Source organism: Pseudolysinimonas kribbensis, from assembly GCF_039531715.1.
Taxonomy (GTDB): domain Bacteria; phylum Actinomycetota; class Actinomycetes; order Actinomycetales; family Microbacteriaceae; genus Pseudolysinimonas; species Pseudolysinimonas kribbensis.
This window is the reverse complement of sequence record NZ_BAAAQO010000002.1, coordinates 80,681-105,200: the sequence shown is the minus strand read 5'-3', so window position 1 is coordinate 105,200 and position 24,520 is coordinate 80,681. Positions and strand designations below refer to the sequence as shown.

23 protein-coding genes are annotated in these 24,520 nt (G+C 71.0%); 11 read left to right on the top strand and 12 right to left on the bottom strand.

Features of this window, described 5'->3' with window-relative positions; translation table 11 throughout:
- Positions 1-86: 86 nt before the first annotated feature.
- Complete coding sequence (locus ABD285_RS01165) at positions 87-875, top strand: DeoR/GlpR family DNA-binding transcription regulator (protein WP_284253424.1); 789 nt, start codon at positions 87-89, stop codon at positions 873-875.
- Here ABD285_RS01165 and ABD285_RS01160 read toward each other — a convergent pair.
- Together ABD285_RS01160 and ABD285_RS01155 are read right to left on the bottom strand one after the other, a co-directional pair.
- Complete coding sequence (locus tag ABD285_RS01160) at positions 853-2,616, bottom strand: ABC transporter ATP-binding protein (protein WP_425564954.1); 1,764 nt, start codon at positions 2,614-2,616, stop codon at positions 853-855. The genes ABD285_RS01165 and ABD285_RS01160 overlap by 23 nt on opposite strands.
- Before the next feature lie 71 nt (positions 2,617-2,687).
- Positions 2,688-2,894 (bottom strand): hypothetical protein, encoded by a 207-nt coding sequence (locus ABD285_RS01155; RefSeq protein ID WP_344199568.1) that lies wholly within the window; start codon positions 2,892-2,894, stop codon positions 2,688-2,690.
- A gap of 135 nt (positions 2,895-3,029) precedes the next feature.
- On the opposite strand from ABD285_RS01155, the gene ABD285_RS01150 reads away from it, so the two are divergent.
- The 5 genes from ABD285_RS01150 (at position 3,030) to ABD285_RS01130 (ending at position 7,349) form a co-directional block, all read left to right on the top strand.
- The gene (locus ABD285_RS01150; protein ID WP_284253423.1) at positions 3,030-3,626 is read left to right on the top strand and encodes a hypothetical protein; all 597 of its coding nucleotides are present in this window, start codon (positions 3,030-3,032) and stop codon (positions 3,624-3,626) included.
- A 71-nt stretch (positions 3,627-3,697) separates the two neighbouring features.
- A complete protein-coding gene (locus ABD285_RS01145) occupies positions 3,698-4,498 on the top strand; it encodes an SDR family oxidoreductase (protein ID WP_344199566.1) in 801 nt (266 codons plus the stop codon).
- Positions 4,499-4,550: 52 nt separating this feature from the next.
- On the top strand, positions 4,551-5,447 hold the full coding sequence (locus ABD285_RS01140; protein ID WP_344199563.1) for an SDR family oxidoreductase: 897 nt from the start codon (positions 4,551-4,553) through the stop codon (positions 5,445-5,447).
- A gap of 134 nt (positions 5,448-5,581) precedes the next feature.
- Positions 5,582-6,931, top strand: a complete 1,350-nt coding sequence (locus ABD285_RS01135) for a diguanylate cyclase (protein ID WP_344199560.1) — start codon at positions 5,582-5,584, stop codon at positions 6,929-6,931.
- A gap of 88 nt (positions 6,932-7,019) precedes the next feature.
- The gene (locus ABD285_RS01130; RefSeq protein ID WP_284255626.1) at positions 7,020-7,349 is read left to right on the top strand and encodes a DUF7882 family protein; all 330 of its coding nucleotides are present in this window, start codon (positions 7,020-7,022) and stop codon (positions 7,347-7,349) included.
- Here the strand turns inward: ABD285_RS01130 and ABD285_RS01125 are convergent.
- The 7 genes from ABD285_RS01125 to ABD285_RS01095 form a co-directional block, all read right to left on the bottom strand.
- Positions 7,329-7,970 carry a GAF and ANTAR domain-containing protein gene (locus tag ABD285_RS01125; protein ID WP_284253422.1) on the bottom strand — a complete coding sequence of 214 codons (642 nt, stop codon included), beginning with the start codon at positions 7,968-7,970 and terminating at the stop codon, positions 7,329-7,331. The genes ABD285_RS01130 and ABD285_RS01125 overlap by 21 nt on opposite strands.
- Positions 7,971-8,006: 36 nt before the next feature.
- Positions 8,007-8,153: a hypothetical protein gene (locus tag ABD285_RS01120; RefSeq protein ID WP_284253421.1), complete on the bottom strand. Its 147-nt coding sequence runs from the start codon at positions 8,151-8,153 to the stop codon at positions 8,007-8,009.
- Between the two features lie 138 nt (positions 8,154-8,291).
- The gene (locus ABD285_RS01115; RefSeq protein WP_344199555.1) at positions 8,292-9,641 is read right to left on the bottom strand and encodes an MFS transporter; all 1,350 of its coding nucleotides are present in this window, start codon (positions 9,639-9,641) and stop codon (positions 8,292-8,294) included.
- Complete coding sequence (locus tag ABD285_RS01110) at positions 9,638-12,586, bottom strand: alpha-mannosidase (protein WP_344199552.1); 2,949 nt, start codon at positions 12,584-12,586, stop codon at positions 9,638-9,640. Before ABD285_RS01110 ends, ABD285_RS01115 begins: the two co-directional genes overlap by 4 nt.
- A 426-nt stretch (positions 12,587-13,012) precedes the next feature.
- Positions 13,013-13,846, bottom strand: a complete 834-nt coding sequence (locus ABD285_RS01105; RefSeq protein ID WP_284253418.1) for a carbohydrate ABC transporter permease — start codon at positions 13,844-13,846, stop codon at positions 13,013-13,015.
- Positions 13,846-14,787, bottom strand: coding sequence for a carbohydrate ABC transporter permease (locus ABD285_RS01100; protein WP_344199547.1), 942 nt, complete (start codon positions 14,785-14,787; stop codon positions 13,846-13,848). Before ABD285_RS01100 ends, ABD285_RS01105 begins: the two co-directional genes overlap by 1 nt.
- Entirely contained in the window at positions 14,784-16,112 is a 1,329-nt protein-coding gene (locus tag ABD285_RS01095) for an ABC transporter substrate-binding protein (RefSeq protein WP_284253416.1), read from the bottom strand. Before ABD285_RS01095 ends, ABD285_RS01100 begins: the two co-directional genes overlap by 4 nt.
- Before the next feature lie 234 nt (positions 16,113-16,346).
- On the opposite strand from ABD285_RS01095, the gene ABD285_RS01090 reads away from it, so the two are divergent.
- The 4 genes from ABD285_RS01090 to ABD285_RS01075 are packed head-to-tail and all read left to right on the top strand — an operon-like array spanning position 16,347 to position 20,557.
- Positions 16,347-17,414 carry an amidohydrolase family protein gene (locus ABD285_RS01090; protein WP_284253415.1) on the top strand — a complete coding sequence of 356 codons (1,068 nt, stop codon included), beginning with the start codon at positions 16,347-16,349 and terminating at the stop codon, positions 17,412-17,414.
- A 9-nt stretch (positions 17,415-17,423) separates the two neighbouring features.
- Positions 17,424-18,707 (top strand): ABC transporter substrate-binding protein, encoded by a 1,284-nt coding sequence (locus tag ABD285_RS01085; RefSeq protein WP_344199543.1) that lies wholly within the window; start codon positions 17,424-17,426, stop codon positions 18,705-18,707.
- Positions 18,708-18,726: 19 nt separating this feature from the next.
- Positions 18,727-19,677 (top strand): carbohydrate ABC transporter permease, encoded by a 951-nt coding sequence (locus tag ABD285_RS01080; RefSeq protein WP_344199540.1) that lies wholly within the window; start codon positions 18,727-18,729, stop codon positions 19,675-19,677.
- On the top strand, positions 19,670-20,557 hold the full coding sequence (locus ABD285_RS01075) for a carbohydrate ABC transporter permease (protein ID WP_284253414.1): 888 nt from the start codon (positions 19,670-19,672) through the stop codon (positions 20,555-20,557). Before ABD285_RS01080 ends, ABD285_RS01075 begins: the two co-directional genes overlap by 8 nt.
- Positions 20,558-20,563: 6 nt before the next feature.
- On the opposite strand, the gene ABD285_RS01070 is transcribed toward ABD285_RS01075, so the two are convergent.
- The 3 genes from ABD285_RS01070 to ABD285_RS01060 are packed head-to-tail and all read right to left on the bottom strand — an operon-like array spanning position 20,564 to position 23,312.
- Entirely contained in the window at positions 20,564-21,481 is a 918-nt protein-coding gene (locus tag ABD285_RS01070; protein WP_344199536.1) for a 1-phosphofructokinase family hexose kinase, read from the bottom strand.
- Positions 21,478-22,428 (bottom strand): carbohydrate kinase family protein, encoded by a 951-nt coding sequence (locus ABD285_RS01065; RefSeq protein ID WP_284253411.1) that lies wholly within the window; start codon positions 22,426-22,428, stop codon positions 21,478-21,480. The genes ABD285_RS01070 and ABD285_RS01065 overlap by 4 nt, the downstream gene beginning before the upstream one ends.
- 5 nt (positions 22,429-22,433) lie before the next feature.
- Positions 22,434-23,312 (bottom strand): SIS domain-containing protein, encoded by an 879-nt coding sequence (locus tag ABD285_RS01060; protein WP_284253410.1) that lies wholly within the window; start codon positions 23,310-23,312, stop codon positions 22,434-22,436.
- Between the two features lie 129 nt (positions 23,313-23,441).
- Here ABD285_RS01060 and ABD285_RS01055 point away from each other — a divergent pair, with 129 nt between their 5' ends.
- Entirely contained in the window at positions 23,442-24,518 is a 1,077-nt protein-coding gene (locus tag ABD285_RS01055) for an amidohydrolase family protein (protein WP_284253409.1), read from the top strand.
- Positions 24,519-24,520: the final 2 nt, after the last annotated feature.

The following is a 24,520-nucleotide window of genomic DNA, read 5'->3' as shown; positions in this document are numbered from 1 at the left end:
GTCCTCAATTTTGTTCGTTTCTCCACAAACAGGTCAAGTGTGTTCGATTCTTGACAGTTCGTCGCGCGGCCTGGTGGGATAAGCGCGTGCGGTACACGGACGCCCCCGCCCGCCGCGACGAGCTGTTGCGGCGGTTGCAGAACGACGGTTACCTCTCGATCGCCGAGGTGGCCGACGAGCTCGGTGTCTCGGAGATGACGCTGCGCCGCGACCTCCGCCAGCTCGAGGCCGACGGCCTCGCCCGGCGCGTGCCGGGCGGCGCCGCGGCGCCCGCCGGCCGCGTGCTGCCGTTCGCCGAGCGCGACCGTCGCGGCGGCGCGGTCAAGGGCCGGCTCGCGGCGGCGGTCCTCGCGTACGTCGAGGCGTCGTCGACCGTCGCGCTCGATGCGGGAACGACCATCGCCCCGCTGGCCCGGATGCTGCCGGCCGGAACGACGATCGTGTCGCACTCCGAGCCGGTCGTCGCGGCGACGGCGGCGCGTGACGACGTCGATCTGGTCGCCATCGGCGGCGACTACGACCGCGGCACCCGCAGCTTCACCGGTCCGCTCGCGGTCGCGGCGCTCGAGCGCCTGTCGGTCGACGTCGCGGTGCTGAGCGCCGTGGCGATCGACCGCGACGGCCTGCTCTGCGCGACATCGCGCGACGCCGAGCTGAAGCCGGTGCTGGCGCGCATCGCGCACCGCAGGGTGCTCGTCGCCGAGTCGTCCAAGCTGCGCGCGCGGGCCCACCTGCGCTTCGCCCGCCTCGACCTGCTCGACCAGTTCGTGACCGACGACGACGCGACCGAGGCCGAGCTCGCGCCGCTGCGCGACGCGGGCGTCGACGTGGTGGTCGTCGCGCGCGACGCCGCTACAGCTTCTGCGCCCGGCTGAGCCGCGCATAGATCCCTCCCGCCGCGACGAGCTCCTCGTGCGTGCCGATCTCGGCGACCCGGCCGCGGTCGAGCACGACGATGCGATCGGCGCTGCGCACGGTCGAGAGCCGGTGCGCGACGATGAGGGTCGTGCGGCCGGCCAAGAGCCGATCCAGAGCCTCCTTGACGAGCGACTCCGACTCCGAGTCGAGTGCCGAGGTGGCCTCGTCGAGCAGCAGCACACGCGGGTCGCGCACGAGCGCCCGGGCGATCGCGAAGCGCTGCCGCTGCCCGCCCGAGAGCCGCGCACCGCGCTCGCCGATGCGGGCGTCCCAGCCCTCGGGCAGCGCCTGCACGATCTCGAGCGCGTTGGCATCCCGCAGCGCGGCGAGCACGGCCTCGTCGTCGACATCACCGAGGCCGTAGACGACGTTCTCGCGGATCGTGCCCTCGAACAGCACCGGTTCCTGCGGCACGACCGAGACGAACGCGCGGAAGGTGCGCAGGTCGAGCGTCTGCATGTCGACCCCGTCGAGCAGCATCCGGCCGGCCGTCGGTCGCAGGAATCCCAGCACCGCGTTCAGCAGGGTCGACTTGCCGGAGCCGCTCGGCCCGACGAACGCCACCGTCTCGCCCGGCGCGATGTCGAGGTGGATGTCGTCGAGCGCCGCGCGGCCGTCGGACGGGTAGCGATACCCCAGGTGGTCGAACGTCAGCCGGCCCTGCACCGCCTCGACGGTCGCTTTGCCGCTGTTCTGCTCGACGTCGGGATCCTCGAGCACCTCCGAGATCGACCGCACCGACTCGCGGCCCCGCGCCAGCACCGGCATGAGGTTGAGCAGCGAGACGACCGCCTGGGTCAGCAGGGTGAAGTAGCTGCTGAGCAGCACGACCTGGCCGGGGGTGATGGAGAGGAATCCGGTGAGGGCGGAGGCCGCGGCCGCGAACAGGCAGAACACGGCGAGCAGCTGGAACGAGAGCCACGACACCGCCCCGAAGCGGCCGGCGATCTGGTCGAGGGAGAAGCCGGCGGAACGGAGCCCCTCGGCGCTCTCCGCGACCCGGCGGGCCGCGTGCCGCTCGAGTCCGTGCGCGCGGGTGATGGGCATGAGCGTCGCCATCTCGCCGACTCGGGAGGAGAACTGCTCGACCGTGCGCCGGAAGGTCTCATTGCGCTGGTTCGACCGCCGGCGCACGAACCAGACGAGCGCACCGCCGAGTGGCACGGTGACGGCGAACACCAGGATGAAGGCGGGCACCTGCAGGGCCGTCATCGTGATCGCGCCGATGAGCACGAAGGTCGCCGACATGACCGGCGGGAACGACGACTGCAGCATCTGCTCGATCGTCTCGACGTCGCGCACGACCTTGGTCTGGATGACCGAGGCGCTCGCCCGGGAGTGGAATCCGATCGAGAGGTTCTGCAGCCGGTTGACGAGTGCGTTGCGCAGGTCGGCGCCGATCCGGCGGTAGACCCGACTCCACTGGTCGTTGTAGAAGATGCCGACCGGGTAGTTCTGCAGGAGGACGAGCGCGGCGAGCACCGAGAGGCCGGAGAGCCGCAGGAACGCGCCGTGCTGCACGACGGTGTCGATGATCGCCGCCGTGAGCACCGGCAGCACCCAGTTCGGCGAGTCCTTGATGGCGTAGGCGACGACGATGATCGCGAACCGGCGCCGGTGCATCGCGAGCAGCCGCAGCAGCGAACGGAACGGATGACGGCCGTCGACGCGACCGGGCGGGATGATCGGGATCGACATCGTCGTCGTGGGTACCGACACGACGTCCATCCTGCCGCGATTGTGGGAACGATGCCACAATCGCGGGCGTGTCACCCGTCGCCGGGGCGGCGCGCTCCGGGTGGCGCCGGGGCACGGCGGGCGGGCGTCGGGAGCGGATCGGGGCGACGACGACGGCCGCGTTCGACGAGTTCGCGCGCCGTGAGCGCCGTGCTCGCGCCCACCGCGACGGCGAGGGCGACGGCGGACCAGGCGGCGGATGGGCCGGCGGGCCGGACGGGGGATCGGCGGCGGGTCATGCGTCCATGGTGCGCCGCCGCGTGTCCCCCGCAAGGGGGTAGCGCGCGGCGTCGCGATGCGCAAGCCCCTCGCCGAATCCGCGCCCCTGCCTACCGTGGATACCGGACGACCCGTCGCTGGGAAGGGGACCGTTGATGACCGATGCGTGCTTCGTCGCGACCGGGGTCGCGCTGCTCATGCCCGCGGATTCCGCCCCGGAGCTCGCCGTGCTGCTCGGCGATACCCGAGCGCCGGACGGGGTCGTCGTCGCCCTCCGCGGCCACCGCCTCTCGTTCGTCCGCATGCGCCACGGACCGCTGGCGCACGGGGTGGTCGAGCCGTACCGCCAGCGCGAGGTCTGGGATCAGGGCCTGAGCGGCACGCTCGAGATCACCGAGCACACGCACGGGGTCGCCCGGCTCGGCGACGCCGGGCGACTGTTCGGATCGGGCGACGTCACGGTGCTGATCCCGCGGGACGCCGAGGGCGGGATGCACCGCGAGCTCACCATCCCGTCGGGCCCCATCGGGCGCGCCCGCCGGATGCTCATGCGCCGCGGCGACGGCGACATCGACCCCGTGTACGAGGTCGTCGAGGAGCTGGAGGATCCAGGCTGGGTCTGCCGGATCTGCGGGCGCCTCAGTCCCGACCCCGAGCCGCACACCTCCGCGCACGGCGTGCCGGGCCACCTGCGGGCCGGCGCGCTCCCCGGCGAGCCGCTGGACGAGACCCGCACCTACGCCGTGGGCTGACCGGGCCGCGTGCGGCTCCGCATCGCCTGAACGCGCGGGCTCGGCCCGCACCGGCATGCCTACCGTGCCGCATGGCCGACTTCGCACCGCACCATGCCATCGTCACCGCTTCGGACTCCGGCATCGGCCGGGCGAGCGCGATCGCCCTGGCCGACGCCGGGCTCGATGTCGGCATCACCTGGCACAGCGACCGCGACGGCGCCGAGGGGACGGCCGAGGCGGTGCGCGCCCGCGGCGTCCGTGCGGTCGTGACCCGGCTCGACGTCGCCGACGCTCCCGCCTGCGGCGACGTGATCGACGGTCTGATCGACGAGCTCGGCGGCGTCGACGTCTTCGTGAACAACGCCGGAACCGGTGGCGGCACGCCGTTCTTCGACCTGACCTGGGACGAGTGGCGCACCACGATCGCGACCGACCTCGACGGGGCCTTCGTCGTGCTGCAGCGGGCGGCGCGGCGGATGGTGGATGCCGGTAACGGCGGCCGGCTCATCGCGATCACGAGCGTGCACGAGCACCAGCCCCGCGTCGGCTCCGCTGCCTACGACGCCGCCAAGCACGGGCTCGGCGGCCTCATGAAAACGCTCGCCCTCGAGCTCGGCCGGGAGGGGATCACCGCGAACGCGGTCGCCCCCGGCGAGATCGCCACCGAGATGAGCCAGTCCGGCGGGCAGGATCCGTACCGCACCGAACGCCCCGGCGTGCCGCTCGGGCGACCGGGGCACGTCGACGAGATCGCGGCCGTCGTCGCCTTCCTCGCCTCGCCGGCGGCGTCGTACGTGACCGGGGCATCCTGGGCGGTCGACGGCGGGATGCTGCAGATGGGCCCGCAGGCCGGCTCGCACCTCACCGCGCACGACTGGCGCGAGCCCTGATCATCGGCTGAACACCAGTGCCGCCTCTCGCCGATCGACCTACCGTCGCGACATGAGCTCCACCGACCTCTACGCCCCGACCAATGTCGCCACGAAGTACCCCGCACCGCCCTTCCCCGCGGCGAAGCAGAGCGGACCGGGCTCGGTCGCCGAGATGGACCCGGCACCCGACCACGGCGAGCAGAGCTACCGCGGAACCGGCAGGCTGACCGGCCGCCGCGCGATCGTCACCGGAGCCGACTCCGGCATCGGGCGGGCCGTCGCGATCGCCTACGGCCGGGAGGGTGCGGACGTCGTGCTGAGCTATCTGCCCGACGAGGAGGAGGACGCGCAGCAGGTCGCCGAGCTCGTGCGGGCCGAGGGTCGCACTGCGCAGTGCCTGCCGGGCGACCTGGCCGACGAGGAGTACTGCCGTCGCCTCGTCGAGGACGGCGCGGCGGCGCTCGGCGGGCTCGACCTGCTGGTGATGGTCGCCGGGCAGATGCCCACCGTCGACGGCATCGAGGACTTCGACACCGCGGTCTGGAGACGGCTCGTCGACACCAACCTGAGTTCACTGTTCTGGCTGACCAAGGCGGCGGTGCCGCATTTCGGTCCCGGCGCGTCGGTCATCGCGACCTCGTCGGAGCAGGCCTTCACGCCCTCGCCGTCGCTCATCGAGTACGCGGTGACCAAGGCCGGCATCGCGAACTGGGTGCGGGGCATGGCGCAGCAGCTCGCCGAGCGCGGCATCCGGGTCAACGGCGTCGCGCCCGGACCGTTCTGGACGCCGCTGCAGCCGGTGTCCGACCCGCCGGAGAAGCTCGAGCACTTCGGCGAGGGGGCCCCGTACGGGCGTCCGGGCCAGCCCGTCGAGATCGCCTCGACGTACGTGTATCTTGCCTCGCAGGACGCGAGCTACACGAGCGGGGAGGTCGTCGCCGTCACCGGGGGCACGCCCGTGCACTGACCCGGGCGAGCGCCGCGCGCCGCATAGTCCATCCGCCGCCGGTGAGCAATCCCCCCGGACCGATGGGTTCGAAATCGCGCCCTCGCGCCTAAAATCGTGGTCGGCGATTCGATCGGGAGAAGGGCGGCTCCGTCGTGCGCGATGTGGTTCCGGATGCCGTCCCGTGCGGGCTCGTCGAGCTCGACGACCAGGGCGCGATCGTCGGCGCGAACGAGGTCTTCCGCGCGTGGACCGGCACGGTCTCGGTCGCCGGCCGCCTGCTCACCGACTTCATCGACTCGATCGATCCGCAGCGCGGCCTCGCGGCCGGCGACATCGTCTTCCTCAAGAACGACGACGGGATGCGCCGCCCGGTCCTCGTCGAGGGCCCGCTCGGCGCAGGGATCGCCGTCGTGTTCGACGCGACGCACCGGCAGGCGGTCGAGGACGGCCTGCTGCAGACGCACGCCCTCGTCCGCCGCACCCAGAACCGGCTCCAGCTCGTCATCGACGCCTCGATCGCCTTCTCGGCGGCGACAACCGAGGAGGAGCTCGGCCAGCTGCTCGCCGAGACCGCGGCCCGCGCCTACGCGGCCGAGGAATCGATGGTGTTCCTCTCCGACGACGGCCGGCTCCGCCAGGTCGCGGGCACCTATCCGTTCGCCGAGCTGGACGTCGGCGAGCTGCTCTCGATCCCCGCCCTGCGTCGCGGCGAGGTCGTCAAGATCGCGGGCGCCGAGGAGGCCTATGCCGTCGCGGCGCCGCTCGGCCGGGCTTTCGTCTCCGCCGGCGTGCACTCGATCATCGCCTCGCCCATCTGGCACGAGGACGACGTCCTCGGCGTCTTCGTCTGCTTCTTCCTGCACCCCCGTGGTTTCGACGAGCAGGCGTCCCCACTGGCCAGCGCGCTCTCCGGCCAGGCCGGTCAGGTCATCACGAGCCTGCGACTGCAGCGGGCTCTCGAGCACGCCGCGACCCACGACGAGACGACGAGCCTGCCGAACCGGCGCTTCCTCGAGGAGCAGCTGCAGCTGCATGAGCGCGTCGACGGTCTGACCGCGATCTTCTTCGTCGACCTCGACGGCTTCAAGCACGTGAACGACGGTCACGGGCACGCGGTGGGCGACCGGCTGCTGCGCGAGGTCGGCGCGCGACTGCGCTCCATCGTCCGCGGTGACCATGTCGTCGCCCGCTACGGGGGCGACGAGTTCGTGGTGGTCGCCGAGGTGCCCGATCCGGATGCCGCGGCCGAGATCGCCGAGCGCATCCGCATCCGCCTCGCCGAGCGCTACGAGTCGATTCCGGCGCACCTCCCCCTCTCGGCGAGCATCGGGGTCGCCCTCGCTGACGCCTCGACCCCGATCGGCACCGACCAGCTCATCCGGCTCGCCGACCAGGCGATGTACGCGGCGAAGGACGCGGGAGGCGACCGGGTGTCGGCCGCGATCGCTCCGACCGTCCGAAGCACCCTCGGCGATTTGGCGAGCGGACCCGCTCTGCAGTAATTCTGGAATCAGACGCGTGGTGCGTCGCCGACCGGATCCTGGACCCCGACCCGGTCGCTGTCCGGTGTGGTCCGTGGAGGCGCCCGCGATGGGCAGATTCACCTACGACGCGACGCTCTCCGTCGACTTCGACGACCGGGTCCTCGCGCACCTGCAGGCGGTCATCGGCGCCAAGCTGCGGCGGGGCGAGTCGTTCATGTTCACCTGGACCGACGACGTGGCCCTGGGCAGCGGTCACACGGCCGTGTGGCTGAATCCGACGTCGTCGATCTCGTTCAAGTACTTCGGCAACCGGTCACCGGCGCTCAACCGGCGCTGGATCGAGCAGCTCATGATGTCAGCGAACTCGACGACCGGCCTGCAGGTGGTCCCCGAGCCGAACGGCGATGCCAAGGGATCAGAGCTCGAGACGCCGTGACACGATCTGCTCGGCGACCTCGCCGAGCGGTTGCCGGCTCTGCCGCGCGTGCGCGCGGATGACGTCGAACGCCTCGGCGGGCGACATGTCGCGCCGGACCGCGACGAAACCCTTGGCCTGCTCGATCAGCACCCGGCTGTCGAGGGCGTGCTGCAGCTGCTCACTGCGCTCGTGGGCGCGGTCGACCTCGCGCGACTGCAGGATGCCGATGGTCGCCAGATCGGCGAGGGCCTGTGCCGCTGAGGTGTCGGCATCCGTCCACGCGCCCGCGGTGCTGCGGAAGAGGTTCATCGATCCGACCGTCGCCTCCCGCAGCCGCAACGGCACGGAGTGCACGGCGAGCACGCCCTGCGCGAGCGCGGCATCGCGGAACACCGGCCACTCCGCCTCGTCGCGGATGTCGTCCACGCTCACGACGTCACCGCGCCGGTAGCTGTCGACGCACGGCCCCTCGCCCACTCCGGCCTGGAGCAGCTCGAGCACCGTCGCGGTGTCGTCGCTCGTGGCCGCGATCTCGAGCCGGTCGCCGGCATCCGCGAGCAGGACGCCGGTGGTGGTCGACGGGATGAGCTCCCCAGCCACCGTGACGACCGCCCGAAGGAGGTCGGCGCCGGCGATCACGCCAGCAAGATTATCCCCGAGTGGCGCTCAGCTGGTTCACAGCGGGGATCGGGTCTCCTCATCGCCCTCCGGCCAGAGGCCGGACGGATTCACCTCGCCGGTCTGCTCCGTCTCCTCGACGGCCTCCCTCTCCTGCATGTCGTCGGGCTCGTCGCCCGTGTCGTCGTCTCTCGGGTCGGACATGCCGGTTCTCCCTTCTCCTCAGCGCAGGGCGTGCGAGCGCGATGTCCCCGGATGCACGCCGCGCGCCCCACCATGAGGCCAGCCTGCGCCGCATCCCGTGCCGCGCACCCGGCCCCGCACGCGACGTTCAGGCTCGCGTCAGGACGGCCGCGTCGATCCGAGCCGGTAGAAGAGGAACGGGATCGCCGACAGCACGCAGCTCACGGCCGGCACGAGGGTGATGCCCGCGTAGACGATGCTCTGCATCGTCGCGGTGACGTGCACCCCCTTCTCGTAGCCCGCGAGCACGATGAACAGCCCGAAGACGAGCACCGAGAGCGCGTTCATGATCTTGGCCGAGAAGGTCAGCGTCGCGAACGAGATGCCGTCGTTGCGCATGCCCGTGCGACGCTCGGCGTCGTCGACGGCATCCGCGATCATCGTGGTCTGCACGACGCCGAACACCCCGAGGGTGAGACCGGTCAGGAAGATGAAGACGATCAGCACCGGGATGCTGCGGTAGCCGACGAACCACATCGCGATGTAGAGGGCCGTGCCCACGAGCGAGCTGCCGACCACGAGCGTGCGCGGCTTCATCAGCCGCAGCAGGAAGGGCGTCGCGAAGGACGCGATGACCAGGCCCGCGATGATCGCGGCTCCGACGATCGTGAACAGGCCCTCGCTGTTGTAGGCGATCACGACGAACAGCGCGCCGCCGGCCTGCACGATGTAACGGCCGAACCCGAGCACCGAGCCGAGCAGCACCATGAGCAGCGGCCGGTTGCGGAACAGCGCACGGAACAGGCCGGTGAACGTGAGGCGCGTCTGGGCGGTCGTCCGGCGTTCGCGGCCGAAGACGCCGGCGAGCACGTAGAGGACCATGCCGACGATCGAGGTCGAGAAGACCGCGATCGACCATCCGGCGCCGGTGGTCTTCGGGCCGAAGGAGAGCGCATGGGCGAGCCACGGCATCCCGAGCGTGGCGAGGCCGAGGGAGATGGAGCCGAACACGCGCACGTTGGCGATCACCCGGGTGCGCTGCGCCGGCTCCTCGAACGCCGAGCCGATGAGGCCCCACAGCGGCACGTCGCACACCGTGTAGAGCACACCCCAGACGAGGTAGACGATCGCGAAGTACAGGAGCTGCCCGGCCTCGGGGAGGTCCGGAACCGAGAACAGCAGGCCCGACAGCACGGCGACCGGCAGGGCCGAGAACAGGATGTACGGTCGCAGCTTGCCCAGCCGCGTGCGCGTCATGTCGATGATGCTGCCCATGACGGGATCGCTCACCGCGTCGAGGATCTTGGCCGCGGTGATGATGGTCGTGACCACCGCGAGACCGGCGGTCGAGATGCCCGCGTACTGGCTGAGATAGAGCAGCACGAACGTCGTCACCGTGGTGAGGATGACGTTCTGCCCGAAGCCCGCGATCACGATCGCCACGTGCTGCGTGCGCGTCGACGGGCCGGCGGGACGGTCGGTGGGCACGGCGGCGGTCTCAGCGCTCATGAACACTCCAGGTGGATGGTCACGATCTCGAACGGGCCCAGTTCGAGGTGTCGCAGGTCGGCGGGGCCGAGCGGGCGTTCGAGCAGGTCGGTGAACGTCGCGCGGGAGTGCGGGATGCCGACCGAGAGCGCCGTGGTTCTCGCCTGCCCGAGTCCCTCGTACAGCCGCACGACGACGCCCTCGCCCGACTCGGCGGGCTTGACCGTCTCGACGACGACGCCGGGATCGGAGCTCGCGACCGCGCTGTCGAACGCGACGCCCTCGGCGATCCGCAGCGGGTTGTTCAGGCGATAGCCGTCGGCGATGACACCGGTGAGGCCGGTGTCGCCGGGCGCGAATGCACGGAAGGCGTACGTGAACCGGTGCTCGCCGCGATCGGCGGTGGGATCGGGGAAGGTGGGGGCGCGCAGCAGGTTCAGGCTCAGCAGCCCGGCCTTGGCGCGGTGACCATAGGTGCCGTCGTTGAGCACCGCGAACCCGGCCTCGGCATCCTGCACCGCGAGCCACTTGTGCGCGCAGATCTCGAACTGCGCGCGCTCGACCTCGTCGCGTTCGGTCGTCGGGCGCAGCAGATGCCCGAACTGGATCTCGCAGCGCGCCTGGTCGCCGTAGTGCGCCGGCCGGAACTCGGCCCGCAGCATCCGGTGGCTCTCGCGCCAGTCGACGCGGGTCTCGACCCGCACGAGGTCGTCGCCCGCCTCGAGCACGATGCGCTGCTCGACCTCGCCGCGGCCCCAGCGGAACACCTGGCGGCGCCACACGGTCGGTCCGTCGACGCCCGACTCGATGGTGCGCGGCACGAGCACGTCGGGCGTGCGGCGCAGGTAGCCGGGGCCGATGTCCCACGCGTCCCAGGGGAACTGGTACGGGTCGCGGTGCAGCACCAGCCGGTTGAGGCCCCGTCCTGCGTGCTCGCCGCCGTCGGCGTCGATCATCGACGTCACGTCCCCGGAGCTCCCGAACCGGAGGGTCACCCGTCCGTTGGAGATCGTGTCGGCCGTGGTGCGGAGCTCCGGAGAAGCGGAAGGCGCGGGCAGCAGCGGTGCGGCCGCGTACGGCGCGACCTCGGCGCGCATCCAGACGCCGTCCTGGCGCACGTGCTCGACCCGCGGGAACGACGTGAGGTTGACGGCGGTCGGGACGGCGTCCGAGCCGACGTCCGAGCCGGGCAGCCGCTCGACGAGTCGCTCCGCGATCCCGTCGAGCTCGCCCTCGATCCGCGCGTAGGTCTCCCGCGCCTCGCGATTGACCCGCTCGATCGCCGACCCCGGCAGGATGTCGTGGAACTGGTGCAGGAGCACGTCGCGCCAGTGCGGTTCGAGCTCCTCGCGCGTCGGCTCGCCCACGATCGCGGCGAGCGCCTCCACCTCGTGCAGCATGCGCTCCACGCGCCGGTTGTGCTGCTTCGTGCGGCGCTGGGTCGTATAGGTGCCCTGATGCGCCTCGAGGTAGAGCTCGCCCTGGTGGGAGGGGACGACGTCCTTCTCCTCCAGGGCGCGGAAGAAGTCGCCCGCACTCGAGTACGCGACCTTCGGCAGCCCGCGCAGGCTGTGCTCGCGGCCGGTCACCTCGAGATGCACCTCGCCGGGCCCGCCGCCGCCGTCGCCGGAGCCGAAGACGAGCAGAGCCGTGTCGAGCGCGCGCTCCGGGTAGCGCCGCAGCCCCCTCAGCAGTCCGTCGGCCGCCCCACGGGAGTTGTAGTCGCCCTCCGGCGGCATGTGCACGAGCACGCCGGTGCCGTCGATGCCCCTCCACTGGAAGGTGCGATGGGGGAAGTCGTTGACCCGGTTCCAGGCGAGCTTGATGGTCTGGAACCAGTCCATGCCGCTCTTCTTCAGGATCTGCGGCAGCGCCCCCGAATACCCGAACGTGTCGGGCAGCCAGCACAGGCGCAGGTCGTCGTCGCCGAGCCCGAACTCCTCCTGCAGGAAGCGCCGGCCGACGATCGCCTGCCGCACGAGCGACTCGCCCCCGGGCAGGTTCGTGTCGGTCTCGACCCAGAACGAGCCCTGCAGCTCGATCCGCCGCTCGGCGACCGCGCGCTGCAGTCGCGCGTAGATCGCGGGCTGCTCGGCCTTCATCCAGGCCAGCTGCTGCGGCTGGCTCGTGCCGTAGACGTACCCCGGATGCTCGGCGACGTTGTTCAGCTGCCGCGCGTACGTGCGCGCGGCCTTGCGCTTCGTCTCGCGGATCGGCCACAGCCACGCCTGGTCGAGGTGGCCGTGCCCGATGGCCGAGTAGGTGAAGTCCGACTCGGAGGCCTGCGCGAGCGGCCCGGCCAGCTCGCCGCGCGCCGCCGCGGCGTCACCGGTGCGCAATCGCGACCACGCCGCGTCGAGGGCCGCGCGCAGCGATCGGGCCAGCACGGCATCCGGCGTCGACTCGGCCAGCACGAGCAGCGTCAGATAGTCGTAGTACAGGCCGAACGCCGTGTCGTCGCGCACGGCGATCCGGGCCCCGTCGTAGACGCCGCGGCCATAGGGGTAGAGCAGCCACCCGTTGTAGGCGATGTCCGCGTACAGCTCGATGGGCCCGCTCGTGGGGGCGCCGCGCACCGGCCGGAACCGGCCGCCGCCGTGGGGCAGGTCGCCCTGCTGCCAGACCGTCGAGACGCCGTCGAGCACCTCGCCGCCGGCGTCGAGCACGAGACCCTCGCCCCGGATGCCGAGCAGCAGCACCGCGCCGGGCGGTGCGTCGGCGGGCGCCTCGCCCTTGATCCGCAGCCACGCGCACTCCAGCGTGCGGCCGAAGCCCTGCCCCGGACGGATCGGCCGGAATGCGTCGCGGTCGAGATCGGCGAACGGGATCGGCTCGGCCGAGCGCACGACCTCGGCCTTCAGCTCGACGACCGGGCGGTAGATCGTGCGGGCGATGCTCTCGAGCCGGGGGATGCGGCGCGGGCGCTCCCGCAGGCGGCCGGCGGCCCAGATCGCGAACTCGCGCATCGACCCGCCCTTCCGCGATCCGTCCACGTCGGCGTGGCCCGCCCGGAGGCCAGCCTACGGGGCGCCCCGCCCGCGCGTGCGAGCATCCCGCGCCGCGCCCGCGCGCCCAACGCGCGCCCGCTGGACGTGCGTCCCTTCGCCGCTGGACGTGCGCCCCTTCGCCGCTGGACGTGCGCCCCTTCGCCGCCGTGCCCTACCGCGTCCAGCCGCGTCCGTCCGCGTCCTTCCGCCGCCGTCCCCGCGTCAAAAGTGCAGGAGACGGACGACGTGTCGTCCCGGTACGGGACCGGATCGCCGCGATGCTCCTGCACTTTTGACGCTCGCGGCCTCGCGGCCTCGCGGCCTCGCGCGCTCGCGGCGTCGCGGCCCCGGGTGGGAGACGGGGTCGGGCCGGGAGACGGGGGTCGGGAACGGGTGACCGCGGGGCTACTTCACGCTGCCGGCGAGCAGACCGCTCACGATGTAGCGGTTCAGCAGCAGGGCGATGACCGCCGGGATCGCGATGGCCAGCACGCCCGCCGCGCTCATGAGCGAGAACGGCACCGTATGCCGGCCCTGCAGCGCCGCGATCGCGACGGTGAGCGGCTCGGTCGACAGGTCGCTGGAGAGCACGAGCGGGAACAGGAACTGCCCCCACGCGAACAGGAACGTGATGATCGCGGTGGAGACGATGCCGGGCCGGGCGAGCGGCACGACCACATGCCAGAGCACCTTGAGCCGGCTCGCCCCGTCGACGGTGGCCGCCTCCTCGATGGACCGAGGCAGGCTCGACATGTAGTTGTAGAGGATCCACGTCGCCAGCGGCAGGAATCCGGATACGTACACCAGCACGATGCCCGTGTAGGTGTTGACGAGACCGAGCCAGCTCATGATCTTGTAGATCGGGATGAGCGTCGTATACGCCGGGAACGCCATGGTCGCCAGCACGGCGTAGAACAGCACCTGCCGTCCGCGGAACCGCATACGGGCGAACGCGTAGGCGGCGAGCGTCGACAGCAGCACGGTCACGATCGTGGCGGCGAGGCACTCGATGACGATGTTCATGATCGAGGCGCGCATGGCCTGCGCCGTGTCGGTGTCGGCCGTGAGCAGGGCGGCGTAGTTCTGCAGGGTCGGTGTCGGCGGCAGGTAGTTGGCCGGGCGCGACGTGACCTGCGCGTCGGTCTGCAGGCTCGTGTTGATAGTCCAGTAGATCGGGATGAGCGTCCACAGCAGGATGAACGCGACGCCGATCCAGCGTCCCCAGTGCGTGCGGCGCATCAGAACTCCACCGGTCGATAGACGAGCTTGAGCACGATGAACGAGATGACGAGCGTCGCGATCGTGATGAGCAGCGAGAGCGCGTAGCCCTCGCCGAAGTCGAGGTTCTGGAAGGTCACGAAGTAGGTCTGCATCGTGACCGACGATCCGGTCGCGGCCGCCCCGTTCAGCACGTAGGGCTGGTCGAAGACGTTGAGCGTGGCGATGACCGCCTGCACCATCGCCACGGTGATCCCCGGCCGCACCAGCGGCAGCGTCAGGCGCGTGAAGGAGCCCCAGGGGCCCGCCCCGTCGATGGAGGCCGACTCGTAGATCTCGGCCGGGATGTTCTGCAGCCCGGCGAGGATCAGCAGCGTGGAGAGCGGCGTGATCTGCCAGACCTGCACGATCTCGGTGAGGAACACCGTGAGGAGCTGGTTGTGGCCGAGGAACACCTGGTAGTGGTCGATGAGGTGCGCCGACGTCAGCACGCTGTTGAGCAGACCGGTGTTGCCGTCCCAGATGCTCACCCAGATGATGCCCTCGACGACGCCGGGAAGCGCCCAGGGCAGGACCAGGATCGCCACGACGGCCGAGCGCCCGCGGAACGGGCGCTGCAGCGCGACGGCGAACGCGATCCCGAGCACGGTCGAGAGCGCGACGCCGATCAGCACGTAGAGCAGGGTGTTGCCGATGCTGGAGGTGATCGCATCGTCGCCGAACAGCCGCACGAAGTTGCCGAGGCCGATGAATCGGGTCGGCGGGTCGAGCTCGTCGACCCGGAAGAACGCCGCCCCGATCGTGAACGCCGCCGGGATCAGCGCCAGGGCGACGATGAACAGCGCGAGCGGCGAGACGAGGAAGTACGGCAGGAGGTCGGGCCGCCGCTTCCGGCGAAGCGCCGCGGGGCGGCCGTCCCCCGGGCGAAGGGAACGGCCGTCCGCGTGGAGCCCGATGCTCACGAACCGGAGGCCAGCTGGTTCGCGGTGTCGGCGATCTTCTTGATCGCCTGGTCGACGGTCATGGTGCCCGCCGCGGCGGCGTGCAGGTTGGTGTACACCGCGCGCGAGAACTCGGGGTACCACGACGGAGCTCCGTCGGGGAACACCGGCTTCGAGTCCTTCAGGAGCGTCGCGAGCACGTCGCCGCCGTCGAGCGAGCCCTTCTTGTTGAGCACGTCGACCGCACTGAGCCGCGACGGGAGCGCGTAGCTGGGCAGCACCTTGCTCGGGCCGTCGGCTCCGGCGAAGCCCGCCTGCGCATCCGTCGAGGTGAACCACTTGATGAACGTGGCGGCGGCCTTCGGGTACTTGGCGGTCATCGGGATGCCGATGCCGTCCGCGTTCGTCAGGTTGGGGCCGACGCCGTCGACGCCCGGCGTCGGGATGTACTCGACCTGGCCCGTGACCGTCGACGACGACGGCACGTTGTAGAGCGAGCCGACGTTGCCGGAGTAGTCCGAGAAGATCGATGCGGCGGCGCCCTTGGCCATGAGCGTCTGCATGCCCTGGCTGTCGCTCACGTTGATGTTGGCGGGGGCGACCAGGCCGTCCTTGAGCGCCCCGATCATCCACTCGGCGGCCTTGTAGCCCGGCGAGCTCTTCGAGGTGAATTGCGGCTTGCCCGCCCCGTCGAGGACCTTGCCGCCGAACGCGCCGGTGGTCTCGTACCAGTAGGTCGACAGTCCCTCGGACGCCGCGAAGGGGATGTTCAGCGGGTACTGCACGCCGCCCGCCTGCACCTTCTTGAGGTCGGCCGTGTACTCGTCGATCGTCGTCGGCATGGTCGTGATGCCGGCGTCGGCGAACATCTTCTTGTTGACGGTGGTGACCATGTAGGACGCGTCGAAGGGGATGCCGACCGTCTGCCCGTCGTCGGTGAACGATGCGAGCTGGGGCATGTCGCCCTTGAGCTTCGACACGTTCAGGTAGTCCTGCATCGGGTGGAACCACTTGAGCTTCGCCAGCTGGCCCACGCGCGACCAGTCGACGTCGGTCGCGTCGGCGAAGTAGGTCTTCGCCGTGGCGGCCGCGGCGATCTTCGTCTGCAGGCTGTCCCAGTCGACGTTGGACCACTTGACCGTGATGCCGGTGTCCTTGGTGAACTGGTCGAGCGTGGCCTTCGGCGGCGGATCGACGGCCAGCACGACGCTGATCGTCACTCCCGTGGTCTTGTCCGCATCGCCGCCGCCCGACGCGGTCGACGAGCATCCGGTGAGTGCCGCTCCCGCGGCCACCAGCGCTGTGACGCCTGCACCGATCCGCAGGGCTCTCGTCCTCGAGTTCATGTGTGATCGCCTCTCCTGTGAGGTGGGATTCCTCATTGTCACGACAGGTTGGGCGAATGCGCACTCCTGGCGCTCAAACGCTCAATCGATCTGCACGGATCGCAACATGACGGAAACATGAGCGGCGGAAACCGCCAACCGCGCAAAGCGTCTGCGCATTTGCTTGTCTCCGTCCGAATGGGTGATCTACCGTCCGACACCAACGGCGGGGGTCGCCGGCGAGGGGAGCGGATCGTGGACGTCGAGGGGCTGGGCGAGCTGCGCCTGCGGGATTTCCGACCGCGGCCGACGGTGCGACTCGCCGAGCACGAGGTGCCCCGCTCGAGCACCCCGGCGGTCGACGCGCACAACCATCTCGGCCGCTGGCACGACGGCCGGTGGCGGGTCGCGGACGTGCCGGCGCTCGTCGATCTGATGGATGCCGCCAACGTCGCGACGATCGTGAACCTCGACGGGTGCTGGGTCGACGAGCTCGAGGCCAACCTCGACCGCTACGACCGCGCGTTCCCCGGCCGGTTCGTGAGCTACGCGCGGGTCGACTGGCGTGAGACGACGACGCCGGGCTGGCCGGATCGCATCGCCGCATCGCTCGCCGACTCCGCCGCCCGTGGTGCCACGGGCGTCAAGCTCTGGAAGGACATCGGGCTGAGATTGCGCGACGAGCGCGGCGAGCTGTTCTTCCTCGACGATCCGCGGCTCGAGCCGATGTGGGCGGCGATCGCCGAGGCCGGCCTGCCGGTGACCGTGCACACGGCCGACCCGGCGGCGTTCTTCGAGCCGCTCGACGAGCGCAACGAGCGCCTCGAGGAGCTGCTGCGGCATCCGGACTGGCGGTTCATGGGCCCCGGGTTCCCGCCGCTGGCGCGCCTGCTCGATGCCCTGGAGGGCGCCGTGGCCGCGAACCCCGGCGTCACGATCGTCGGCGCGCACGTCGGCTGCATCGCCGAGGACCTCGACTGGGTCGACCGGATGCTGACCGCCTATCCGAACTTCGCCGTCGACACCGCCGCGCGCATCGCCGAGCTCGGACGTCAGCCGCGTCGGACCAGGAGGCTCATCGAGGATCACCCCGGTCGCGTGGTCCTCGGCACCGACGTCTCCCCGCCGACGGCCGAGGACTACGCGATCTACTTCCGCTTCCTCGAGACCGCCGACGAGTACTTCCCGTACGACGCCGAGGATCCGCCGGGCAACGGCAGGTGGCGCATCTCGGCTCTCGACCTGTCGCCGGAGCTCGCAGCCGGCGTCGCCGGCGACAACGCCCGCGCCCTCATCCCCGCCCTGCACCACCGCGACACCTAGGAGACACGCATGCGCATCCAGAAACCGTCCCGCCGCTCGGTGCGGCTGCTCTCGGCGGCCGCCGCCGCCGTCGCGGCGGGCCTCGTGCTCGCCGGCTGCTCCGGTGGCGGCTCGGGCTCCGGACCCGTCACGATCAGCTACGCCGTCTGGGACGACACCCAGGCCAAGGTCATGCGCACGCTGGCCGACGAGTTCCACCAGCAGAATCCCGACATCACGGTCAAGGTGCAGCTGACCCCGTGGGAGCAGTACTGGACCAAGCTCAAGACCGCCGCGACGGGGGGAGCGGCGCCCGACGTCTTCTGGATGAACGAGTCCAACTTCGCGACCTACGCCAACGGCGGCGTCATCGCGGACCTGTCGGACAAGCTCAAGGGCTCGAGCCTCACGATGAGCGACTACATCGACATCCAGACGAAGGCGTACACCTGGAAGGGCGACGTCTACGGCATCCCGAAGGACATCGACGCCATCGGGCTCTGGTACAACAAGACCCTCTTCCAGCAGGCCGGCGTCGCAGCACCCACCGCCGACTGGACCTGGGATGACATGGTGGCCGCCGCGCAGAAGCTGACCGATCCGGCGAAGGGGGTCTACGGCATCGCTGCACAGCCGGCAGCGCAGCAGAGCTACTACTCCACGATCCCGCAGACCGGCGGCACGGTGATCTCGGCCGACAAGAAGAAGTCGGGCTACGACACCCCCGAGGCGATCAAGGGCGTGCAGGTCTGGGTCGACCTGATCAACAAGTACCACGTGTCGCCCACGCTCCAGCAGATGACCGACACCGATCCCGACTCGATGTTCACCTCCGGCAAGGTCGCGATGATCTACGAGGGCTCCTGGGCGGCGGCGGAGTTCGCCGACGTGCCGTACGCCAAGGCGAACGCCGACGTCGCGCCGATGCCGAAGCTCGACAAGCCGGGCGGCGTCAGCAACGGCCTCGCGAACGTCATGGCGGCGAAGACGGCGCATCCCGACCAGGCGTTCAAGTTCCTCGAGTTCCTCGGGAGCAAGAAGGCCGAGACCGCGCAGGCGGCCGCCGGGATCGTGATCCCCGCGTACAAGGGCGCGGCCGGCGGTTGGGTCGACTCGTTCCCGAACTACCACCTGCAGGTGTTCGTCGACGCGCTGAAGAACTCGTCGCAGTACCCGTCGTCGCTGAACTCGGCGATCTGGCAGGACGCGGCGACGGCGGAGTTCAACAAGGCCTGGACCGGCGACGAGACCGTCGCCGCGGCGGCCAAGAAGGTCGCGGCGCAGATGGACAAGGCGCTGGCGGCGGAGAAGTGATGCGACGCGTCGCACACCGATGACCGCTCAGCTCGCGACCCCGACGGGGCGGGGAACACCATCCCCGCCCCGTCGGGGCGCCCATCGCTCGCCCCTGCACCGCGGCGACGCGCTCTGGGGCTATCTGCTCATAGCGCCGACGGCGATCGGCCTCGGCGTCTTCTCGCTCTGGCCGGCGATCCAGACGTTCTTCTTCTCGTTCACGACGTGGGGCACGTTCGGCGGACACGACTGGAGCGGGCTCGAGAACTACACCCAGGTGGTGCAGGATCCCGAGTTGCTGCGGTCGCTGCTCAACACGCTGATCTTCACGGTCATGACCCTCATCGGCATCCCGATCTCGATGGTCGTGGCGGCCCTGCTCAGCAGCAGCGGCCTTCGCGGGGTGAGCGTCTACCGCACCCTCTACTTCCTGCCCGTCGTGACGCTCCCGGCCGCGGTCGCCCTCGTGTGGAAGCTGCTGTACAACGGCGACTTCGGGCTGGTGAACTGGGGGCTCGGGCTGGTCGGCATCGACGGCGGGCACTGGCTCTCCGACTCGTCGACGGCGATCTACGCGGTCGGCGTCGTGTCGATCTGGAGCTCCATCGGGTACAACATGGTGCTGTTCCTGGCGGGCATGCAGTCGATCCCGGGGGAGTACTACGAGGCGGCGGCCATCGACGGGGCCGGGCGCATCCGGCAGTTCCTGCGCATCACCGTGCCGTTGCTGACCCCGACCACGTTCTTCGTGACGGTCATCACGATCATCAACTCGCTGCAGGCGTTCGACCTCATCTACCTGATGGTCGGCAAGGACAGCCCGGCGATCCCGGCATCGGAGACCGTGGTCTATCTCTTCTACTCGAAGGGGATCCTGCAGGGCCAGGGCGGCTACGCGTCCGCGATCGCGTTCGTGCTGCTCGCGCTGATCCTCGTGATCACGCTCTTCCAGTTCCGGATGCAGCGGAGGTGGGTCCACTATGTCTGAAGCCGTCGTCCCGCGGACGGGCGCCCTCGCGGCGTCCGGCGAGAGGGTCGCGAAGAAGCGGCGCCGCAGGCCGTCGCACCTGGTCGTGCACGTCATCCTGATCGCCGGCGCGCTCCTCATGGTCGTGCCCTTCTTCTGGGAGATCTCGACCTCGCTGAAGACCTACGCCGAGTCGTCGTCGGTCCCACCGACCGCCCTGCCGGCGACACCGATCTGGAGCAACTTCAGCGACGTGTTCGGCACCCTGCCGTTCGCCGCGCAGTTCACGAACACGGTGGTCATGACGGTGCTGCGCACGGTGTCCCAGGTGCTGTTCTGCGCGGCCGCCGGGTACGCCTTCGCGCGACTGCAGTTCCCGGGGCGCAACGTCATCTTCGTGCTGTTCCTGTCGGTGCTCATGATCCCGTCGCAGCTCTTCCTGCTGTCGCAGTTCGAGATCATGCAGCACCTCGGGCTGCTCAACACGGTGATCGCGCTCGCGCTGCCCGGCATGTTCAGCGCGTTCGGCACGTTCCTGATGCGGCAGTTCTTCCTCACCCTGCCGGAAGAGCTGGATGACGCGGCGCGGCTCGACGGCTGCAACCCGTTCCAGGTGTGGTGGCGCGTCATGCTGCCGCTGGCCAAGAACGGCATGCTGGCGCTCGGTATCCTGACCGCGATCTGGTCGTGGAACGACCTCCTCTGGCCGCTCGTGGTCAACAACGATCCGGAGCAGATGACGCTCTCGGCGGGGCTCGCGACGCTGCAGGGGCAGTTCCTGACCGACTACCCGGTGCTCATGGCGGGGTCGTTCCTCGCGAGCATCCCGATGATCGTGCTGTTCGTCGTGTTCCAGCGGAACATGCTCGAGGGCATCGCCTCGGGGGCCGTCAAGGGCTGACGCGGCTCAGGCGGGGCTGAGCTCGACGAGGGCGCGCAGCCGGCGCAGGTCGTCCTCGCGGTAGACGGCGGCGCCCGGCACGAGCGCGTTCGCGGTGGCGGCGGCCGTGGCGACCGCGAGAGCACCCTCGAGCGGCTCGCCCGCGTCGAGGGAGGCGACGAGGGTTCCGAGCATCGTGTCTCCGCTGCCGACGGGGAAGCCGCCGCGCACACCCGGCAGCAGTGCCCGGATGGCGTGCTCGCCGTCGACCGCGACGACGCCCGCCGGACCGTCGGTCACGATCGCGACCCCCCGGGTGCGCTCGTGCAGGGCCAGGGCGAGCGCACGCGCGTCGCCGTCGGCTCCGAGCGCCTCCGCCGCCTCCGCCTTGTTGACCTTCACGATCTCCGGGGCGAGCTCCATCGCGCGCCGCAGCGCCTCGCCGTGGGTGTCGACCGCCCAGCGCGCCCCGGCCTGCGCGACCAGCCGCGCGACGTCCCCGAGCGGGTCGGGAGCGCCGGTCGGCGGCACGCTGCCGCTCAGGAGCACGTGGACGGGGCCGGCGGTGGCGAGCTCCGCCCCGATCGCGGTGAGCATCCCGGCCCACGCGTCGGCGATCGGCGGGGCCTGCTCGTAGATCTCGGTCATCGTGCCGTCCACCCGCGCGAAGACCGAGACGCACGTGCGGGTCGGCCCGGTCGGAACGGCGTGCAGCGCGATGCCGGCGTGCGCGAGCTCCTCGGCGATGAACGCGCCCGACGTGCCGCCGAGCGGCGCGACGACGCGCACCTCGGCGCCGAGCGCCCGGGCGGCTCGGGCCGCGTTGATCGCCTTGCCGCCGGCCACCCGGTGCACCTCGAGCGGACGCACGTGGCCGCCCTCGACGAGCTCCTCGACCACGTACGTGACGTCGAGGGACGGGCTCGGGGCGATCGCGAGGATCACGGCAGCGCCCGCAACGCCTGCAGCACCTCGGCGCGGGTCGCCTGCGCCCCCGTGCCGCCCGCTCCGCGCGTCGACAGCGACCCCGCGGCGACGGCCCAGCGCAGCCGCTCGCGCGGATCGGAGACGCCGCTCAGCCGCGCGGCCAGGTAGCCCGCGTCGAAGCTGTCGCCCGCGCCCGTCGTGTCGACCACCTTCACCGGGCGCGCCGCCACCGCCGTGACCTGCCCGCCGGCTCCGACCGACCACCCGCCGCGGGCGCCGTCCTTGACCACGACCTCCGGCCCCAGCGCCGCCACGGCGCGGCCGAGGTCGTGGTCGTCGTCGTCGCGGACCCCGAGCGCCCCCGCGATGCCGCGCAGCTCCTGCGCGTTGGGCAGCAGGATGTCGGCGTGCGGCAGCACCTCGGCGACGTGCGCCCAGGTCTCGGCGGGGTCCCAGTTGGTGTCGATGCTCGTCGTGAGGCCGCGACGATGCAGCTCGGCGAAGACCTCGCCGAGCCCGGGCATGAGCCGGGGCAGCAGATAGAACGAGGCCACGTGCACGTGATCGTGGCCCTCGGCGGCGGCCAGCAGGTCGTCGGCGGTCAGCTCGCCGAGCGCGCCGATCGCCGTGAGGATCGCGCGGTCCTCGGGGGCGGAGAGGATCACCGACAGGCCGGTGGCCAGTTCGGCGTGCACGCGGACGGCCTCCGTGCCCACGCCGCGGGTCGTGAGCTCCTCGCGGGCGAACCGGCCGAACGCATCATCGCCCATGACGGCGACCAGGTCGGTCGGGATGCCGAGCCGCGCGAGACCGCAGGCCGCGATCCCCGCGGAGCTGCCGAGCACGAGGGCGCCGTCGTCGAGGAGCTGCTCGACCTGGCCGAAGCGGGGACGGACATCGCCGCGGAGCACGAGGTCGACGTTCGCATCTCCCGCGACGAGCACCCGCGGCGGACCGGAGGTCATGCCGGCTACCGCAGGATGACGGACCGGGTGAGCGCGCGCGGCTCGTCGGGGTCGAGCCCGCGCGAGGCGGCCACATCGACCGCGAGCCGGTGCGCCGCGACGAGCTGGACCAGCGGATCCGCGGCGCTCGTGCGCACGACCGCGCCGGTCGCCTCGACGTCCTGCACGAGGTCGGGCACCGGCGTGCCGAACATCGCGACCACCGAGCCCGGATGCGCCACCGCGATCGGGCCGTGCCGGTAGTCGAGGGTGGGATAGGACTCCGACCAGGCCTGGGCGGCCTCGCGGATCTTGAGCGCGGCCTCCTGCGCGAGCCCGTACGCCCATCCGGAGCCGAGGTACACGAAGTGATCGAGCGCCGCGACGTCGAGGTCCTGCAGGCGGTCGAGCTCCCGCCGGGCCGCATCCGGCAGCGCCGACACGTCCTCGCCGAACACGGTGCGCGCCGCGATGAGGGTCGTGGTGGGGAACCGGGTCTGCACGACGGACTTCTCGTCGGCGTAGTCGAGCACGAGGGCGTCGTCGACGAGCGCGTGCACCGGGGCGTCGGCGACTCCCGTGATCGCGGTGCGATGCACGCCCGCCGGCACGAGCGCGAGGGCGTCGAGGATCTCGCTCGTCGTGCCCGAGCGGGTGACGACGACGACGCGGTCGTACTCGCGCCCTGGCCGCCATTCCGACCCGTAGGCGGCGTCGCTGTATCCGACGCCGGCCTGCTCGCGGAGGATCGCGAGCGATTCGGCGATGTACGCCGAGGTGCCGCACCCGAGATAGAGCACGCGCTCACCGGGGGCACCGAGCAGCTCGCGAGCGCCGTCCGCCTCGGCGATCGCGCGCTCCCAGAGGGCCGGCTGGCTGGCGATCTCGGAAGTGGTGATACTCATGTGCTCATTTCCCTCGGACGGGTTCGACGCGGTCCGCGTGTGTGAAATAGTGCAGGGTAACTGCGCAGATGACAAGAAAATGGTCAAACCGCTCAATGCGCATGAGTGTGTTTCGAAAGGTGCGGACCCGTGTCGCTGACCGATGCCGAGTGGCGTTCCCTGGCCGAACTGCCCCTGCGGTCCTGGACTCCGAAGAGCCGGCTCACGGTTCCGCAGACGCACGTGGAGCGCGCCGCCCACCCGGCGATCGACGTGCACAACCACCTCGGAACCTGGCTGAGCCACGACGGCGACTGGGTGGTGAAGGACGTGCCCGGCCTCCTCGCCGCGATGGACGCCGTCCAGGTGCAGACGATCGTCAACCTCGACGGACGGTGGGATGCGGAGCTCACCGCCAACCTCGACCGCTACGACCGCGCGCACCCCGGCCGGTTCCTGACCTTCTGCCAGATCGACTGGGACCGCCTGGCCGACCCCGACGGCGAGCGCGCGCTGCTGCGCCAGCTCGAGCAGAGCGCGGCCGCCGGTGCCCGCGGCGTCAAGGTGTGGAAGAACCTCGGTCTGTGGGTGACGGACGCCGACGGCTCCAAGGTCCTGCCCGACGACCCGCGCGTCGCCTCCATCCTCGGCCGAGCCGGGGAGCTGGGCCTGCCGGTGCTCATCCACGTCGCCGACCCGAAGGCGTTCTTCGACCCGCTCGACGCGCACAACGAGCGGCTCGACGAGCTCATGCACGAGCGCGACTGGTGGTTCGGCGACCGGGAGGTCTACCCCGGCTTCGAGCGGATCGTCGAGGGGCTCGCGAACCTCGTGACCGCGACGCCCGGCACGCGCTACATCGGCGCGCACGTCGGCTGCGCCGCCGAGGACCTCGACTGGGTCGAGGGGCTCATGGACCGCGCGCCGAACTTCACGGTCGACACCGGCGGGCGGATGGCCGAGCTCGGCCGCCAGCCGCGACGCGTCGCGCGGCTGCTGGAGCGGCATCCGGACCGGGTGCTCTTCGGCACCGACGTCTACCCGATCTCGGCCGACGCCTACCGGCACGCGTTCCGGTTCTTCGAGACCGACGACGAGTCCTTCCCGTACTCGCCGGAGTCGCCGATCCCGCCGCAGGGCCGCTGGGACGTCTCGGCGCTGCACCTGGACGACGCGACGCTGCGCGCGGTCTACCACGACAACGCGGCGCGCGTGCTCGGCCTCTGAGC

Excerpts from the sequence above, each read along its gene's own strand:
- ABD285_RS01160 (WP_425564954.1), bottom strand. The coding sequence starts at position 2,616 with ATGTCGATCCCGATCATCCCGCCCGGTCGCGTCGACGGCCGTCATCCG.
- ABD285_RS01155 (WP_344199568.1), bottom strand. The coding sequence starts at position 2,894 with ATGACCCGCCGCCGATCCCCCGTCCGGCCCGCCGGCCCATCCGCCGCC.
- ABD285_RS01150 (WP_284253423.1), top strand. The coding sequence starts at position 3,030 with ATGACCGATGCGTGCTTCGTCGCGACCGGGGTCGCGCTGCTCATGCCC.
- ABD285_RS01145 (WP_344199566.1), top strand. The coding sequence starts at position 3,698 with ATGGCCGACTTCGCACCGCACCATGCCATCGTCACCGCTTCGGACTCC.
- ABD285_RS01140 (WP_344199563.1), top strand. The coding sequence starts at position 4,551 with ATGAGCTCCACCGACCTCTACGCCCCGACCAATGTCGCCACGAAGTAC.
- ABD285_RS01130 (WP_284255626.1), top strand. The coding sequence starts at position 7,020 with ATGGGCAGATTCACCTACGACGCGACGCTCTCCGTCGACTTCGACGAC.
- ABD285_RS01120 (WP_284253421.1), bottom strand. The coding sequence starts at position 8,153 with ATGTCCGACCCGAGAGACGACGACACGGGCGACGAGCCCGACGACATG.
- ABD285_RS01115 (WP_344199555.1), bottom strand. The coding sequence starts at position 9,641 with ATGAGCGCTGAGACCGCCGCCGTGCCCACCGACCGTCCCGCCGGCCCG.
- ABD285_RS01110 (WP_344199552.1), bottom strand. The coding sequence starts at position 12,586 with ATGCGCGAGTTCGCGATCTGGGCCGCCGGCCGCCTGCGGGAGCGCCCG.
- ABD285_RS01105 (WP_284253418.1), bottom strand. The coding sequence starts at position 13,846 with ATGCGCCGCACGCACTGGGGACGCTGGATCGGCGTCGCGTTCATCCTG.
- ABD285_RS01095 (WP_284253416.1), bottom strand. The coding sequence starts at position 16,112 with ATGAACTCGAGGACGAGAGCCCTGCGGATCGGTGCAGGCGTCACAGCG.
- ABD285_RS01085 (WP_344199543.1), top strand. The coding sequence starts at position 17,424 with ATGCGCATCCAGAAACCGTCCCGCCGCTCGGTGCGGCTGCTCTCGGCG.
- ABD285_RS01080 (WP_344199540.1), top strand. The coding sequence starts at position 18,727 with ATGACCGCTCAGCTCGCGACCCCGACGGGGCGGGGAACACCATCCCCG.
- ABD285_RS01075 (WP_284253414.1), top strand. The coding sequence starts at position 19,670 with ATGTCTGAAGCCGTCGTCCCGCGGACGGGCGCCCTCGCGGCGTCCGGC.
- ABD285_RS01065 (WP_284253411.1), bottom strand. The coding sequence starts at position 22,428 with ATGACCTCCGGTCCGCCGCGGGTGCTCGTCGCGGGAGATGCGAACGTC.
- ABD285_RS01060 (WP_284253410.1), bottom strand. The coding sequence starts at position 23,312 with ATGAGTATCACCACTTCCGAGATCGCCAGCCAGCCGGCCCTCTGGGAG.